The organism is Streptomyces sp. NPDC004031 (assembly GCF_053604375.1).
In genome coordinates, this window is the sequence record NZ_JBSGHL010000017.1 from 82,626 (window position 1) to 97,849 (window position 15,224).

At 74.7% G+C, this 15,224-nt stretch carries 12 protein-coding genes; 7 read left to right on the plus strand and 5 right to left on the minus strand.

Annotated features, from left to right (window positions below):
* Positions 1 to 62: 62 nt before the first annotated feature.
* Positions 63 to 620, minus strand: a complete 558-nt coding sequence (locus ACWERV_RS13755) for a hypothetical protein (RefSeq protein WP_398191794.1) — start codon at positions 618 to 620, stop codon at positions 63 to 65.
* Positions 621 to 1,003: 383 nt separating this feature from the next.
* Positions 1,004 to 2,119 (minus strand): peptidoglycan-binding domain-containing protein, encoded by a 1,116-nt coding sequence (locus tag ACWERV_RS13760; RefSeq protein ID WP_452932529.1) that lies wholly within the window; start codon positions 2,117 to 2,119, stop codon positions 1,004 to 1,006.
* A gap of 234 nt (positions 2,120 to 2,353) precedes the next feature.
* On the opposite strand from ACWERV_RS13760, the gene ACWERV_RS13765 reads away from it, so the two are divergent.
* The 3 genes from ACWERV_RS13765 (at position 2,354) to ACWERV_RS13775 (ending at position 5,830) form a co-directional block, all read left to right on the plus strand.
* Complete coding sequence (locus ACWERV_RS13765; RefSeq protein WP_398191788.1) at positions 2,354 to 4,405, plus strand: MFS transporter; 2,052 nt, start codon at positions 2,354 to 2,356, stop codon at positions 4,403 to 4,405.
* A 94-nt stretch (positions 4,406 to 4,499) separates the two neighbouring features.
* A complete protein-coding gene (locus ACWERV_RS13770) occupies positions 4,500 to 5,186 on the plus strand; it encodes a hypothetical protein (RefSeq protein ID WP_452932531.1) in 687 nt (228 codons plus the stop codon).
* Positions 5,183 to 5,830, plus strand: a complete 648-nt coding sequence (locus ACWERV_RS13775) for a hypothetical protein (protein ID WP_452932534.1) — start codon at positions 5,183 to 5,185, stop codon at positions 5,828 to 5,830. The genes ACWERV_RS13770 and ACWERV_RS13775 overlap by 4 nt, the downstream gene beginning before the upstream one ends.
* Before the next feature lie 18 nt (positions 5,831 to 5,848).
* Here the strand turns inward: ACWERV_RS13775 and ACWERV_RS13780 are convergent, their stop codons facing one another.
* Both ACWERV_RS13780 and ACWERV_RS13785 read right to left on the minus strand, forming a co-directional pair.
* Entirely contained in the window at positions 5,849 to 6,043 is a 195-nt protein-coding gene (locus ACWERV_RS13780) for a DUF397 domain-containing protein (protein ID WP_398191779.1), read from the minus strand.
* Positions 6,044 to 6,059: 16 nt separating this feature from the next.
* Positions 6,060 to 6,914 carry a helix-turn-helix domain-containing protein gene (locus tag ACWERV_RS13785; protein WP_398191776.1) on the minus strand — a complete coding sequence of 285 codons (855 nt, stop codon included), beginning with the start codon at positions 6,912 to 6,914 and terminating at the stop codon, positions 6,060 to 6,062.
* Positions 6,915 to 7,396: 482 nt separating this feature from the next.
* Here ACWERV_RS13785 and lanKC point away from each other — a divergent pair, with 482 nt between their 5' ends.
* The 4 genes from lanKC (at position 7,397) to ACWERV_RS13805 (ending at position 14,448) form a co-directional block, all read left to right on the plus strand.
* On the plus strand, positions 7,397 to 10,087 hold the full coding sequence (gene lanKC / locus ACWERV_RS13790; protein WP_452932538.1) for a class III lanthionine synthetase LanKC: 2,691 nt from the start codon (positions 7,397 to 7,399) through the stop codon (positions 10,085 to 10,087).
* Positions 10,088 to 10,155: 68 nt separating this feature from the next.
* Complete coding sequence (locus ACWERV_RS13795; RefSeq protein ID WP_398191770.1) at positions 10,156 to 10,272, plus strand: SapB/AmfS family lanthipeptide; 117 nt, start codon at positions 10,156 to 10,158, stop codon at positions 10,270 to 10,272.
* Positions 10,273 to 10,709: 437 nt separating this feature from the next.
* Positions 10,710 to 12,386 (plus strand): ABC transporter ATP-binding protein, encoded by a 1,677-nt coding sequence (locus ACWERV_RS13800; protein ID WP_452932541.1) that lies wholly within the window; start codon positions 10,710 to 10,712, stop codon positions 12,384 to 12,386.
* Positions 12,379 to 14,448 carry an ATP-binding cassette domain-containing protein gene (locus ACWERV_RS13805; protein WP_452932544.1) on the plus strand — a complete coding sequence of 690 codons (2,070 nt, stop codon included), beginning with the start codon at positions 12,379 to 12,381 and terminating at the stop codon, positions 14,446 to 14,448. The genes ACWERV_RS13800 and ACWERV_RS13805 overlap by 8 nt, the downstream gene beginning before the upstream one ends.
* Here ACWERV_RS13805 and ACWERV_RS13810 read toward each other — a convergent pair.
* Positions 14,417 to 15,022, minus strand: coding sequence for a LuxR C-terminal-related transcriptional regulator (locus ACWERV_RS13810; protein ID WP_452932626.1), 606 nt, complete (start codon positions 15,020 to 15,022; stop codon positions 14,417 to 14,419). The two genes, ACWERV_RS13805 and ACWERV_RS13810, sit on opposite strands and share 32 nt — an antisense overlap.
* Positions 15,023 to 15,224: the final 202 nt, after the last annotated feature.

Below are 15,224 nucleotides of genomic sequence, written 5' to 3' on the forward strand. Positions count from 1 at the left end.
CGGGCGGAACCACTTTGTTCCCATACGATACAAACGGATGGGCGGTACGACAAACGCGCTGCTCAGCGATCCGCGACGTACTGCAGCAGGCCCCACGTGAAATGCGCGACCAGCCGCTCGCCGGTCTCCGGCGCCGTCAGCGCGAGCCGGGCGCGGCTCGGCGCGTCCGGGGGCAGCGGCTCGGTCGGCGGAAACGCCCGCGCCACGTCCTCGACGACGCACGACCACGGCTCCAGATCCGCGGTACGGCCCAGCGCCGGACGAGCCGCGCCCGGCGCGCGGACCAGCCACTCGTTCCACACCCCGCCGCCCGGCGCGCACAACACCTCGAACCGCAGGTCCGGCCACAACGGCAGGGGCCACAGCAGTGCGGTGCACGTCAGATCACCGATCCGCCGCTCCACCTCCCGCTCGGGAGGCCCCAGCGCCATCCGGTACCGCCGGGCACCCCCCGGATGCGTGCGGGATCGCAGCCGCGCCTGCCACCCGTTGTGCGCGGCCCGCAGGTCCGCGTGCGAGGCGCTCAGCGCGCGCAGGGCGTCATCCACCAGCCCCGGCTGGTGATCCGCCATGCGCCGCAACAGCATGAGCTGAAACTCGTCCACTCCATAGGGCGCCATCGCCCTGACCCTAGCCCCTTCTTTTTCTTTTACGCGGCCCCTTGCGCCCCGGGGGGGCCTGTTGCGGTTCGCCGCGCGACCTTGTTCCCCGCGCCCCTAAAAACGAGCACCCTCAACCTCACCCTCACCCCCACCGACAGGCAGCCGCTGAACCGGCCTGGAGGGGGACGGTGCGGGGTGCCCCCGCAGGAATGCGCTGGGAGGGGCTCACCTACTACGTAGGGGGGTGAAGGCGCATTCCGAGGAGGTGCCCCGTGGCGGCCCCCGACCCGCCCACCGGCGCGCCGCGAAAGGGGCGCGGGGAACTGCGCGCTCAGCCCCCACCGCAGGGAAGGTCGCACACCGCACCGCGACAAGCCCCCCCGGAGCGCCCCCGCAAAGAGCTACCAGCGATGGTGCCCGTTCCCCGAGGACGCCGTCGCAGACATCAGCGCCGAGCGCGTCGCCGGACCGTAGACGCCCGCGGGGTCGCCCCGGACGCCGTACCAGATCTGGAACGTCGCCACCGCACGCTCCGTCGCCTGGTCGTACGTGCCGCTGACGGGCCCGGCGTAGACCCACACCTGGGTCAACCGCTGCTGGAGGTCGCTGACCTCCGCCCCGCTCGCGCCGAGCCGCAACGTCCCGCCGTCCGACGGCGGAGCCGTCACCGGTGGCGACGCGCTCTGCGAGGGCGGCGGCGCGCTCACCGTCGCCGTCGCGGACGGCGGCGCGGTCGTGGCGGCCACGGTGGGCGTCGCGGACGCCTTCGGGGCGAGCCGGGGCGCGGGCGAGGTCGTCGCCCGCATCGGTGGGGTGTGCGTGACGGCGACGGGCTCGGACGCGGCGCCCGGCGCCGCGTCCGCGGGCAGGGTGACGTCGGGCGTCGCGGCGGACGGCTCGGGCAGCGCCCGCGTCCCGCCGTTCTCCTCGCCCATGACCGAGCCGGTCACGGCGACCGCCCCGGCGGCGAGCGCGGACGCGGCGACCGCGGCGGCGGCCACGACGATGCCGCGCCGCCTGCGCCGGTGCCGCCCGTGCGCGGCGGCGGCAGCGGCAGCGGCGGCAGCACCCGCGGCGGACGGCTCGTAGAGGTCCGGACCCGCCCCGTCGTCCTCCGCGAGCAGCGCACCGTGCCCGGCGGGGCCTCCCGCCGGGTATTCCTCGGCCGCTTCCATCTCGGCGTAGGCCGTGGGGAAGAGGCCGAGGTCGGTGGTGGCGGGGCCGCCGTCCGGGTCGACGTCGATGAGGGCGCGCGCGGTCGTACCGGCGGCGGTGCCGTCGTCGGAGGGCCCGACGTAGGGGCGTACCCGCAGCGGGTGGAAGCCCTCGGTCACGGCGAGCGCGGCGGCGCGTTCGGCCGACCGCTCGGCGGCCCGCCCGGCGCCGTACCCGGCGTCGTACTCCCCGCCGTGCCCCGCAGAGCGTTCGGCGGCGTACTCACCGCCGCCCGCGGAGACGACCGTGCCCTCGATGACCTGGCCGCGCGCACCGCCCGGCCCCCCCGTCACATCGGTCACACCGTCTTCCACGGGCTCGTACGAACCGGCTGCTCGGTGCGGCTGCTGCGGCGCCACTGGGTTCCCCTCCTGCCGTCGTTCGCGCGTTCGCAAAGACGTGTCAGTGATTATGCCGACACACCATGCCGCCGCACAGCCGGTCCCTCCCCAGTGGCGCACTCCCGCAGGCCAAAGGCGTACCAATGGTGTGAATATGGGAGTCCGACCGTCGGGGGGCGACGCGAGGAGCCGTTGATGGCGCAGGACACCAGCACCACGGCGGTCGCGCCGGGGGAAGGCCAGGACCGGCGGCAGGTGCGGATCGCCATCGGGGCGCTCGCCCTCGGACTGCTGCTCGCCGCCCTGGACCAGACGATCGTGTCGACCGCGCTGCCGACCATCGTCAGCGAACTGGGCGGCATCGACCACCTGTCCTGGGTCGTCACCGCCTACCTGCTCGCCTCGACCGCCGCGACCCCGCTGTGGGGCAAGCTCGGCGACATGTACGGCCGGAAGCGGCTCTTCCAGACCGTCATCGTGATCTTCCTGATCGGCTCGGCGCTGTGCGGTGTCGCGCAGAGCATGGGGGAGCTGATCGCCTTCCGGGCGCTCCAGGGCCTGGGCGGCGGCGGGCTGATCGCGCTGTCCATGGCGATCGTCGGCGACATCGTGCCGCCCCGCGACCGCGGCCGCTACCAGGGCGTCTTCGGCGGTGTCTTCGGCGCGGCGAGCGTGCTGGGGCCGCTGCTGGGCGGGGTGTTCACCGAGCAGCTGTCCTGGCGCTGGGTCTTCTACGTCAACCTGCCCATCGGCGTCGTCGCGCTCGCCGTCATCGCCGCCGTGCTGCACATCCCCGCCCGCCGCACCTCGCACCGCATCGACTACCTGGGCATGGCCACCGTCGCCGCCGCCGCGACCTGCCTGGTGCTGGTCACCTCGCTCGGCGGGACCACGCTCTCCTGGGGGTCGCCGTCGATCATCGCGCTGGCCGCGGCCGGGGTGCTGCTGGTCGTCGCGTTCGTCGTCATCGAGCGGCGCGCGCAGGAACCGGTGCTGCCGCCGAAGCTGTTCCGGGTGCGGACCTTCGTGGTCTGCTCGGTGATCTCCTTCATCATCGGCTTCGCCATGTTCGGCGCGATGACCTACCTGCCGACCTTCCTCCAGGTCGTGCACGGCTACTCGCCGACGCTGTCGGGTGTGCACATGATCCCGATGGTCGTCGGCCTGCTGCTGGCGTCCACGGTCTCCGGGCAGATCGTCAGCCGTACCGGCCGCTACAAGATCTTCCCCATCCTCGGCACCGCCGTCACCGCGATCGGGCTGCTGCTCCTGCACACCCTCGACGAGCACACCGCCACCTGGGTGATGAGCCTGTACTTCTTCGTCTTCGGCCTGGGCCTCGGCATGGTCATGCAGGTGCTCGTGCTCGCCGTGCAGAACGCCGTCGGCTACGAGGACCTCGGCGCCGCGACCTCCGGTGCGACCTTCTTCCGCTCCATCGGCGCCTCCTTCGGTGTCTCCGTCTTCGGCACCGTCTTCACCAACCAGCTCTCCGACAAGCTCACCGCGGCGCTGCGCGGCCTTCCCGTACCGCCCGGCTTCGACCCGGCGCGCCTCCAGGCCGACCCCAAGGCCATCGGCGGGCTGCCGCCGAGCGTCAAGGGGCCCGTGCTGCACGCGTACTCGCAGGCCATCACGACCGTCTTCCTGTGGGCGATCCCGGTCGCCGCGCTCGGCTTCGTCATGGCCTGGCTGCTCAAGGAGCAGCCGCTGCGCGGCAGCGTCACCGTGCCCGACGGCGGCGAGACGGTCGGCGTCAACCCCGTGGAGCGCTCCTCGCTCGACGAGATCGCCCGCTGCCTGTCGCTGCTCGGCAGCCGGGACGCGCGGCGCGACCTCTACCAGCGCATCACCCGGCTCGCGGGCGTCGACATCCACCCCGCCACCAGCTGGCTGCTGCTGCGGATCGCCCACGACGGCAGCGCCGACCCCGTCGAACTCGCCCGCCGCACCACCGTGCCCAGCGAGCTGATCGAGACCGCCGCGGTCGAGGCGGAGGCCGGCGGCTACGCCGTACGGTCCGGCAACCCGCTCGTGCTCACCGCCTCCGGCGTCGCCCTCACCGAGCAGCTCACCGAGGCCCGCCGCTCCGTCCTCGCCGGACTCCTCGGCGACTGGGACCCGGCCGGGCACGCCGAACTGGCCGCGCTGGTCCGCAAACTCAGCAGCGAGCTGTGCGGCGGCGACGCCGACCGCCCGGAACCGCGGACCGCCGCCCGCAGCGGCTCCTACCGCACGGAGGCGTAACCGCCCGGCGGGGGCGGGCTGTTACGGGTTTGCGCGGCGGAATGGCGGCAAGCCGAACGTCTGAGGCCCACACCGGGACAGACGGGAGCAGACCATGTCCACAGGAACGATCATCGCCCTCGTGGCGGCGATCGTCGTCATCGCCGCGGCAGTCGCGGCCGTCCTGCTCAAGGGCGGCAGCGCGGGACCCGGCGTGAAGCGGCGGTTCGGCCCCGAGTACGAGCGCACCCTCGCCCTGCACGACGGCGACGCGCGGGCGGCCCGCCGTGAACTCGCCGGGCGCGTCAAGCGCTACCGCGACATGGAGCGGACGTCGCTCGACGACGACGCACGGCAGCGGTACGCGGGGCGCTGGACCGCGATCCAGGGGCAGTTCGTCGACGACCCGGGTGCGGCGCTCGCCGAGGCGGAAACCGTCGTCGGCGAACTCGCCGTCGAATGCGGCTACCCCCCGGCGGACTCGCCCGAGCACCTCGACGCGCTCTCCGTCCACCACCCCTACCACGTGCAGGGCTACCGCGACGCGCACACCGCGGCGACCGACGCCTCCCTCGACACCGAGGGGCGCCGTACCGCGCTCGTGGCCGCGCGCGGCCTGTTCGAGCAGCTGCTCGGGGCGGCAGCCGTGCCCGCGGAGCGGGCCGGAGGCGCGGACGAGGCCGACAAGGCCTACGAGGCCGACGAGGTGACGGACGGCTCCGAGAAGGCGCCGCTCGGCAAGCGGTTCTCCGCGCTGACCGCGCGGGACCGGACGACGACGGGAACGGGGATGGAACGATGACCGACACGCACACGAAGCCGAACACGACCGAGACGTCCGAGACCTCCGAGGCTGCCGAGGCACGCGAGACGCACGAGGCACGTGAGACGTCCGAGGCGCGCGACACCCGCAAGGCGCCCGGCGCGCGCGGGGTGCCCCCGGTGCCCGAGGCACGCGAGACGTCCACCAGGGCGTCCGAGGCACGCGAGACGCGCGAGACCCCCATGACGTCCGAGGCGCGCGGGACCACCGACCGACGGGACATGCGCAAGGCGCCCGAGGCGGCCGAGATGTCCGGGTCGCGCGAGACACCGGAGCGCCCCGCCGCACCGCCCGCCTCCGCCCCGGCCACCGCGCCCGCCTCCGCTCCGGCCGCCGCGCCCGCCTCCGCCGACCGCCGTACGCCGTCCGCCCAGCCGGGCGGTGCGGGGGACGCGCTGGAGCAGCGGATGCAGAAGGCGGTGGTCAGCTTCGTCGACGAGCCGAAGTCGGCGGTCGGCGAGGCGGAGAAGGTGCTCGCCACGGCGCTGGAGCAGGCCGAGCGTGCCGTCGCCGGTGCGCGGGCCGCGGTGGCGCAGGGCGGCAGCGACACGGAGGCGCTGCGTCTGGCCCTGCGCCGGTACCGTGCCCTGACCTCCCACCTCCTCGCCCTCCCCACGCCGTGACCGGCGCGCCGGGAGGCGTCAGGAGGCGCCGGAGCCGCGCTTGATCGCCTGAAGGAAGCGCGCCAGCGCGCCGGGCGTCGTGGACAGCACGACGCCCGGTTCGTCGCTTTCGCGTATCAGTACCGCGCCACCCGCCGAGACGGCGACCTCCACACAATCGCCCGAATCGTTCGAGTACGTGGATTTCTGCCAGGACGTGGTATGCGCGGTCATCGGCTGCCTTCGGATGTCAGAGGTCTCGGGCGACGGCGTGGATGAAGTCCCGTGACGGGGACTCGTCGAGCGCGGCCGCGGCGAGACGCTGGTGGATGACGCGGTAGTTGGCCAGGTGGGGCGCGGCGTGCAGGAAGATCGGGCCGGGCGAGGAGTCCATCTGCACCGTGTCGAGGGCGGGTACGGCGCCGCACACGTACAGGTGCACGTGGCCGGAGCTGAAGTACGCGTGGGTCGCGAACGGCACGACCCGGACGCTTATCCGCGGCAGGTGGCTCAGCTCCAGCAGATGGTCGAGCTGCGCTCGGGCGATCTTGGGGCCGCCGTACCCCATCCGCAGCGCCGCCTCGTGGATCACCGCCTCGTACGGGGCCCCCGAGTCGCGGTAGAGGACGCCGCTGCGCTCCAGCCGGTGGGCGACCCGCGCCTCCAACTCGGCCTGGGGCAGCGGCAGGACGGTGTTGCTGAACATGGTGCGGGTGTAGTCCTCGGTCTGAAAGACACCGGGGATGTGGGTGATCTGGACGGCGCGCATCGCGGTGCCGTGGAACTCCAGCTCGGCGATGTCCAGCAGCGGGGCCGGCACGACCCCCCGGTAGGCCTCCCACCAGCCCTTGCGGCCGATGCCGTTGGCCATCACGACCAGCGCGTCGATGAGGGCCTCGTCACCGCACTGGTAGAACGACGCGAGGCGCCGCAGCCGCTCCTCGCTGACGCCGAGCCGTCCGGCCTCGATGTGGCTGACCTTGGCCGGGTCGGTGCCGAGCAGACGGGCGGTGTCGCGGGCCGTGATTCCGGCTGCCTCGCGCATCTTCCGTAGCTCCGCACCGAGGCGCTCCTGACGGGCGGTTGCGGTGCTTCTGAGCGGCATGGTGTCCCTTCTTGACTCTGGTTCGAGTGTGCCGTTCCGCTCACGCCGGGTCCAGATCGTTTCTGGAAATTTCGGCGACAAGGTTGCAGAGGGGCAGTATTGCCCCATAAGGTTCGGCGGTACATACGTCTTCGGACAGTCAACTCCCTTATGACGTAGGGGTGTTGACGGGGTACGCGGTTGCCGTGGTCTTTTCGCACGGTGCGGCCCGCAGCGGGTCCCGGGAGGCCCCCGAATGGCCGAGGAACATCAGCCGGACGGCGTCCGTTCCGCCGGGCGGCGCGTTGACGCCCCTACGCCGCACGGCAGTTGACATCCCCTCCGGTCGCACCCGCGACCACCGCCCGCGACCGCCCGCGGGACTACGCCGACGCGCCCGCCGGACCCGTGCGTTCGTCACGGCCAGGACGTGACAACAGTGACTTCTCCGCCCGCCCGCCGATATGGAAATCTCGTGTCCGTCACCGCCACAAGGGGGATCGATGGACAACCGCTACGAGGTTTTCTGCCTCGCGGACCGGCATTTCTACGAAAGCCTCGACCGGCTTCCCATGGCCGTGTCCAGCGATTCCGCTTCGGCATCCGGCGCGGTGGCCGGCGCGGTGTCCGGCGCGGTCTCGGGAGAGGGGCCGGTCCGGACGCCGGTCGCCGCCTTCGAGACCGCGCAGCGCGAGGTACCGGCCGGCTGGCACACGCTCCGGGTCGGGGACTGGCTGCACCTCGACCCGGGCCCCAGCGGTCGGGACGGAGCCGTACGCCCTATGCAGGGCTGGAAGATCCATGTCTCCGCCGGCCTCGGCAACGCCGACAAGGTGGCCGCCAAGGTATGGGACCACTGCGTGCCGCGCGGCATTCCGTTTAAATTCGTGCCCAGCCCGCAGCTGCTGCACCTGCGCAATTCGAAATACGCCGGGCGCGACACCAGCGGAAAGTTCGTCACCATTTACCCGGACGGCGACGAGCAGTTGCACGAGATCCTCGAAGAACTCGGCGAACTCCTCGACGGCGAGAGCGGCCCGTACATCCTCACCGACCTGCGCTGGCGCGAGGGCCCGCTCTACGTGCGCTACGGGGCCTTCGCCAAACGCTTCTGCGTCGGCGAGCACGGCACGCTGGTCTCCGCGATCGAGGACGCCGAGGGCCGGCTCGTCCCCGACAGCCGCGCGCCCGCCTTCCACGTACCGGAATGGGTGACGCTGCCGGACTTCCTGCGCCCGCACCTGGAGGCGCGCAACGCCACCACCGTCGGCGAACTGCCGTACCGCATCGAGAAGGCGCTGCACTTCTCCAACGGCGGCGGCGTCTACACCGGGACCGACACCCGCACCGGGGAGAAGGTCGTCCTCAAGGAGGGCCGCCCGCACGCCGGACTCGCCTCCGACGGGGCCGACGCGGTCACCCGCCTGGAGCGCGAACGCGACGTGCTGCGCGCGCTCGGCGGATCGGGCGTCGCCCCCGAGCTGCGCGACTGGTTCACCCTCGGCGACCACCGCTTCCTGGTCATGGAATTCCTCGAAGGCAAGCCGCTCAACAGCTACTTCGGCCACCGCCACCCGCTGCTCACCCCCGAGCCGGACCCGGAGGCCGTCGCCGACTACACGCGCTGGGCGCTGCGGATCCACGAGGGCGTCACGCGGGCGGTCGCCGCCGTCCACGCCCGCGGCCTCGTCGTCAACGACCTGCACATGTACAACGTCATGGTCGGCCCCGACGACGAATCCGTCCGCCTGCTGGACTTCGAGGCGGCGACCGACGCCGGCGACGGGCGCGGCCAGTCCGTCGCCCACCCCGGCTTCATGGCGCCCCCCGACCGCCGTGGCACCGCCGTCGACCACTACGCCCTCGCGTGCCTGCGGCTGGCCCTCTTCCTCCCCGTCACCACCCTGCTGCCCATCGACCGCACCAAGGCCGCCCACCTCGCGGAGGTCATCGCCGAGCAGTTCCCGGTGCCGCACGAGTGGCTCGCGGAGGCGGTCCGGGAGATCACCCGGGACACCGCCCCGGACCACCCCCGCACGGCGGCCGCCCGGACCGACGGCACGAGCGGCTACCTGCCCGTCGACGTCGGGGACTGGTCCGCCGCCCGCGACGCCATGGCCCGCGCGATCCTCGCCTCCGCGACACCGCAGCGCGACGACCGGCTCTTCCCCGGCGACATCGCACAGTTCGGCGACGGCGGCGGGCTCGGCATCGCGCACGGCGCCGCCGGAGTGCTGCTCGCCCTCGCCGAGACCGGACTGCCCCGCTACCCCGAGGGCGAACGCTGGCTCCTGGACCGCACCGCGCCGCCCCCGAACGGCACCCCCCTCGGCCTTTACGACGGCGTCGCCGGGATCGCGTACGTCCTCGACCGGCTCGGCCACACCGAGCGCGCCCTCGACCTCGTCCACAGCCTGCTCGACGAGAAGTGGCAGCACCTCGCCTCCGACCTGTACGGCGGCCTCGCCGGACTCGGCCTCGTCCTCGACAGCCTCGCCCGCAGCACCGGCGACATCTCGCTGCGCGACCGCGCCCTCGAAGCCGCCGGCATCGTCGCCGCCCGGCTCTCCGGCGGCACCCCCCGCGCCGGGCTCATGCACGGGGCGACCGGCGCCGCACTGCTCTTCGTCCGCCTCCACGAACGCACCGGCGCCCGCGGCCTGCTCGTGCACGCCGCCCGCGCCCTCTCCCTCGACCTCGACCGCTGCGTACACACCGCCGCGGGCGGCCTCGACGTCGACGAGGGCTGGCGCACCATGCCCTACCTCGGCGACGGCAGCGCGGGCATCGGCATGGTCCTCGACGACCTGCTGCCGCTCGCCCGGCACGCCGGGACCCTCACGTCCGACGAGGCCGTCCGCTTCGAGCAGGCCCGCACCGACATCGTGCGCGCCGCCACACTGCGGCTGTACGCCCAGCCCGGCCTCTTCGCCGGCCGGGCCGGCACGCTGCTGCACCTGGCCCGCACCCGCACCCCCGTACCCGCCGGCGCACTCGCCGAACAGACCGGCGCACTCGGCTGGTACGGCATGCCGTACGGCGGCGGGCTCGCCTTCCCCGGCAACCAGATGATGCGGCTCTCCATGGACCTCGGCACCGGCACCGCCGGCTGCCTGCTGGCCCTGGGCGCCGCGACCGGCGGCGCCGCCGCCGCGGGGTTGCCCTTCCTCCCGCCCTTCAGGGGCGGCTCCTGAACCGGGCCCGGCCACCGGCCGGGACCGCGCACCACCCATCCACGCACAACCGATCGAAGGGACATGTCATGGCGCTCCTCGACCTGCAGAACATGGAGACCGAGAACCACAGCGGCGGCGGCGCCGCCAGCTCTCTGAGCCTGCTGAGCTGCATCAGCTCCGTGAGCTTCCTGATCTGCCTCTAGCCCGCGCGGCGGCGGCCCCGGACGGCGACCTACCGCCCCCGGGGCCGTCCCCGTACCCCGCCCGGGGGGCGGGACCCCTTTCGCCACGGGCTGCCCCTTGCGGTGGGCCCGCGACCTTCTGCCGGTAGTGGGCTGGTCGCGCAGTTCCCCGCGCCCCTGAAAAACGCTCGCCCTCGCCCGCAAGGCCAGCCCCCGCAGGGGCTCGCGCGTAGCCGCGCAGGGCGACCAACCAGGGGCGCGTGGGGGCATTTCCCAGGCGAAGCTCTGGGGGGAGAACTGCGCGACCAGCCACCTCGCGCGGAAGATCGCGCGCTGCGCCCCCGGGGGCAGCCCGGAGCGTGAAGGGGCGCGGGGAACTGCGCGCGCAACCCACCACCGGCGGAAGGTCGCGGGGCCCACCGCACGGGGCAACCCGGAGCGTCCCGGAAGGAGAGGTCATGGGAAGCGTCGCAGCCGCCGCGCGGCGGGACGTGGGGCGGGTCACCGCGCTGACCGCGCTCGGGCTCGCCTCCGCGGCGGGAGCGGTCGCGCTGCCCGCCGCCCTGGGCCACGCCCTGGACCTGCTGCTGCGCGGCGAGGCCGCGACCCGCTGGGTCGCCCTGTGCGCGGCGATCGTCGCCGCCCAGGCGGCCACCGCCGCGGCCGAAGACCTGCTCACGGGTGTGACGACGGCGCGAGCCACCGCGTTCGTGCGCCGCCGCACGCTGCGGCACGTGCTCGCGGCGGGTCCGGGCGCGGCCGCCCGGCACGGCGAGGGCGACCTCGTCACACGGCTGGTCGGCAACGCCGCCGACGCCGCCGGCACCCCCGCGGCCGCCGCCGCCCTCCCCGCGGCGCTGGCCGCACCGATCGGCGGCATCGTGGCGCTGGCCCTCACCGACCTCTGGCTCGCCGTGGTCTTCCTCGCGGGCGCCCCCCTGCTGACACTGCTGGTGCACCGTTTCGCCCGCGCGTCGGCGGACTGCGTGACCGGCTACCAGGAGACGCAGGGCCGGATCGCGACGCTGCTGGTCGAGGCGCTCGGCGGGGCGCGCACCATCGCCGCGGCCGGGACGGAGCAGCGCGAGACGGCCCGCGTGCTCGGGCCGCTGCCCGAACTGGGTTCGCACGGGCGGAAGATGTGGCAGGTGCAGGGCCGGGCGACGGCGCAGGCGACCGTCCTGGTGCCGCTGCTCCAGATCGCGGTCCTCGCGGTGGGCGGCATCCGCCTGGCGCAGGGCGCCCTGAGCCCCGGCGATCTCCTCGCGGCGGGCCGCTACGTCCTGCTGGCCACCGGAATCGGCTTGGTCGTGGGCCAGTTGGGCGCGGTCGTACGCGGCCGGGCCGCGGCCGCGCGGATCGCCGACGTGCTGGCCGAGCCCGTACCGGCCTACGGGGAGCGGACGTTGCCGCCGCACGGCCCGGGGACGCTCGAACTGCGGGACGTGACCGCGTGCCGCGGCGGCGAGACCGTACTGGACGGGCTCAACCTGACCGTGCCGGGCGGCAGTTGCGTCGCCGTGGTGGGACGCTCGGGCGCCGGCAAGTCCGTACTGGCCGCGCTCGCCGGGCGGTTGGCGGATCCGGAGCACGGCACCGTGCTGCTCGACGGCTGCCCGCTGCCGGACCTCACCGAGCGCGAGCTGCGCGACGCGGTCGGCTACGCCTTCGAACGGCCCGTGCTGTTCGGCGAGACGGTCGGGGACGCCGTCGCGTTCGGGCCGCGGCCCCTCCCGGCCGTGGACGTCACGCGGGCCGCGCGCGCCGCTGAGGCGGACGGCTTCGTGACGCTGCTGCCCGCCGGGTACGCGACACCCCGCGCGGACGCGCCCTTCTCCGGTGGGGAGTACCAACGCCTCGGCCTGGCACGGGCGTTCGCGCACCCGGGGCGGCTGCTCGTGCTGGACGACGCGACGTCCAGCCTCGACACCGTCACCGAACTGCGCGTCGCCCGCGCCCTCTTCCACGACCACCCGCACCGCACCCGTCTGCTCACCACCCACCGCGCGACCACCGCGGCCCGCGCCGACCTCGTCGCCTGGCTGGACGCCGGACGCCTCCGCGCCCTGGCCCCGCACGCCGCCCTGTGGCCCGACCCCGCCTACCGCACCCTCTTCGGAGCGTCCGATGCGTAGCGCTTCCAGCGCGGAAGACCGGCACGACCCGGACGAGCCCCAGGCGGACGGGAAGGAGCCGACCGTTGCGGCCGGGGGGCGGGGCGGCGCCGACGCGTGGCCCGCGTCCACCGGCGGCGGCCCGGACGCGGGCCGCACGAGCGGGCCGACGGAAGGAGCCTCCGCCGCACGCCCGCCCGGCGCCGGCGCGTCGGCCGCCCCCGCCCGCGGCGGCCCGCGTCCGGCCGCGCCCGGGGAGGCCGTCCCCGGCGCCGGGCCGTACCGCGACGATCCCGCCCCGCCCCCCGGGGCGCACGCCGATGGCGGCCCGGGGGGCGGGGGGATGCGGATGCGGGACGCGTTCCGGGGGCGGGGCGGGGGCGTCGCGGTGCTGCTGGGGTGGTCCGTGCTGGAGGCCGGGCAGACGTTCCTGCTCGGCTACGCGCTGGCGCGGGCGATGGACGACGGCTTCCTGCGCGGGCGCCAGGGCACCGGGCTGTGGTGGCTGGCGCTGGCCGCGGCGGGGGTGCCCGCGGGGGCGTACGGGACCGCGCGGGTCTTCGGGGCGGTCGCCGCGCTCGTCGAGCCGTTGCGGGACCGGCTGGTGCGCGGGGTCGTACGGCGCGGGCTGCGGGACGCCGTACGGGCGGCCGGGGGCGGCGGGCGCACGGCGGACTCCGCGGTCGTCTCGCGGCTCACCCACCAGGTGGAGATCGCGCGGGACGCGTTCGGCGGCATCGTCATGGTGCTGCGCTCCTTCGTCTTCACGGCGGCGGGCGCGCTGGCCGGGATGATCGCGCTGGCGCCCGTCCTGCTGCTGGTGGTGCTGCCGCCGCTGGTGGCGGGCGTCGGGCTGTTCGTGGCGGCGCTGCGCCCGCTGGCCCGGCGGCAGGACCGCTACCTCACGACGGACGAGGCGGTGGCGCGGGAGTGCGGCGCGCTCGCCGCGGGGCTGCGGGACATCACGGCGTGCGGGGCGCGCGAGACCGTCGCCGCGCGGGCCGACGAGCGGATCGGGGCCGCGCTGGGCGCCGCCCGCTCGCTGGCCCGCTTCGGGGTGGTGCGTACCGCGGCCCTCGCGGTCGGCGGCCAGCTCCCGCTGGTCCTGCTGCTGCTGGCGGCGCCCTGGCTGCTGTCCTCGCACCGTCTGACGCCGGGGGCGCTGCTCGGCGCGTTCGCGTATCTGACGCAGTCCCTCCAGCCCGCCCTGCAGAACCTCGTCCACACCCTCGGCGCCGCGGGCACCCGGCTGGGCGTCATCCTCACCCGGCTGGCCCCGGCGGGGGCGGATCCGGGGGAGGCCGCGAGGCCCGTGCCGGGGAGCCCGGCGCCCGGGGTCGCCGTCGAGCTGCGGGGGGTGGGTTTCGCGTACGGGCCGGGCGCGGCGCCGGTGCTGGACGGGGTGGATCTGGTGGTGGGGGAGGGGGAGCACCTGGCCGTGGTGGGGCCGAGCGGGGCGGGGAAGTCGACGTTCGCGGGGCTGGTCGCGGGGGTGCTGCGGGCCGGTGCGGGGGAGGTGCGGGTCCGCGGGGAGGTGGTGCTGGTGCCGCAGGAGGCGTACGTCTTCCGCGGCACGGTCGCGGAGAACGTCGGCTACCTGACGGCGGGAGGACCGGGAGAGCGGGCCGTCCAGGAGGCCGTCGACGCCGTCGGGGCGGGGGAACTGGTCGCGGCGCTGGGCGGGCCGGACGGCCGGGTCGATCCGGCGGCCCTGTCCGCGGGGGAGCGGCAACTGCTCGCGCTCGCACGGACGTACGCCGCCCCCGGCCGGGTCGTGCTGCTCGACGAGGCGACCTGCCATCTGGACGCGGACGCCGAGGCCCGCGCGGAGCGGGCGTTCGCGGCGCGGCCGGGGACGACCCTGGTCGTCGTCGCCCACCGGATCAGCTCCGCGCGCCGCGCCGCCCGCACCCTGGTGCTGGACGGCGCGCACACCGCGTGCGCCCCGCACACCGAACTGCTCGCGCTCTCGCCGCTCTACCGGGACCTGGCCGCCGCCTGGACCCCCGCCCCGGCCCCTGCTCCGGCGCCCGCCGACGCGGCGGCGCCGCTCACACCCACCCCGCGAAGCGGGAGATCCTGATCGCGTCCACCCGGTTGCGCGCCCCCGTCTTCCGGGTGATGGCCGCGAGGTAGTTGCGCACCGTGCCGTTGCACAGGTGCAGGCTGCGGGCGATCTCCGTGACGGACGCGCCCTCCGCGCTGAGCGACAGCACGCTCAGCTCGCGCGGGGTGAGCGGCATGTCCGCGGCTTGCAGGAATTCGACGGCCAGCGACTCGTCGACGAACCGTTTCCCCGCCGCGACGCGGCGTATCGCCGCCGGTAAGCGATCCGCGGAACGGTCCTTGTTGACGAAGCCGAGCGCGTCGGCCGCGTACGCGCGCCGCAGGTTGCCCGGTTTGCCGCTGCTGGTCAGCACGATGACCGCGCTGCACGCGCCGCCGCCGGAGCCGTTGCCGCCGTCCGTGCGCCTGCGCACTCCGGCGGCCGGGGTCGCGTAGCGGTCGGCGTGCCGGCGCCAGCCGGGGCAGTCCGCGTCCACCACGCACACATGGGTGCCGCGACATCGGCCCGGCTCACCCATCTGGTGCCATCCCACGTCGGTCACCTCGAAATCCGGCTCGTTGCCCAGCAGTGCCGCCAGTGCGGACCGCATCAGGCTGGTGTCATGGGCCACCAGAACGCGTATCAACTCGGCCGTCCCCTTGTCTCGGCGCACGCCGGTCGCCACGGACGGGACCGGAAGAGAGCGGTCCATTCCTACCCTGGCGAGTTGTCCTGGAGGACCCGTATTCGCGTCATTCAGTGGTGGACAGGGGTGAATCGGATGCTTTTGGGGGCGCGCGGCGCGATACGTT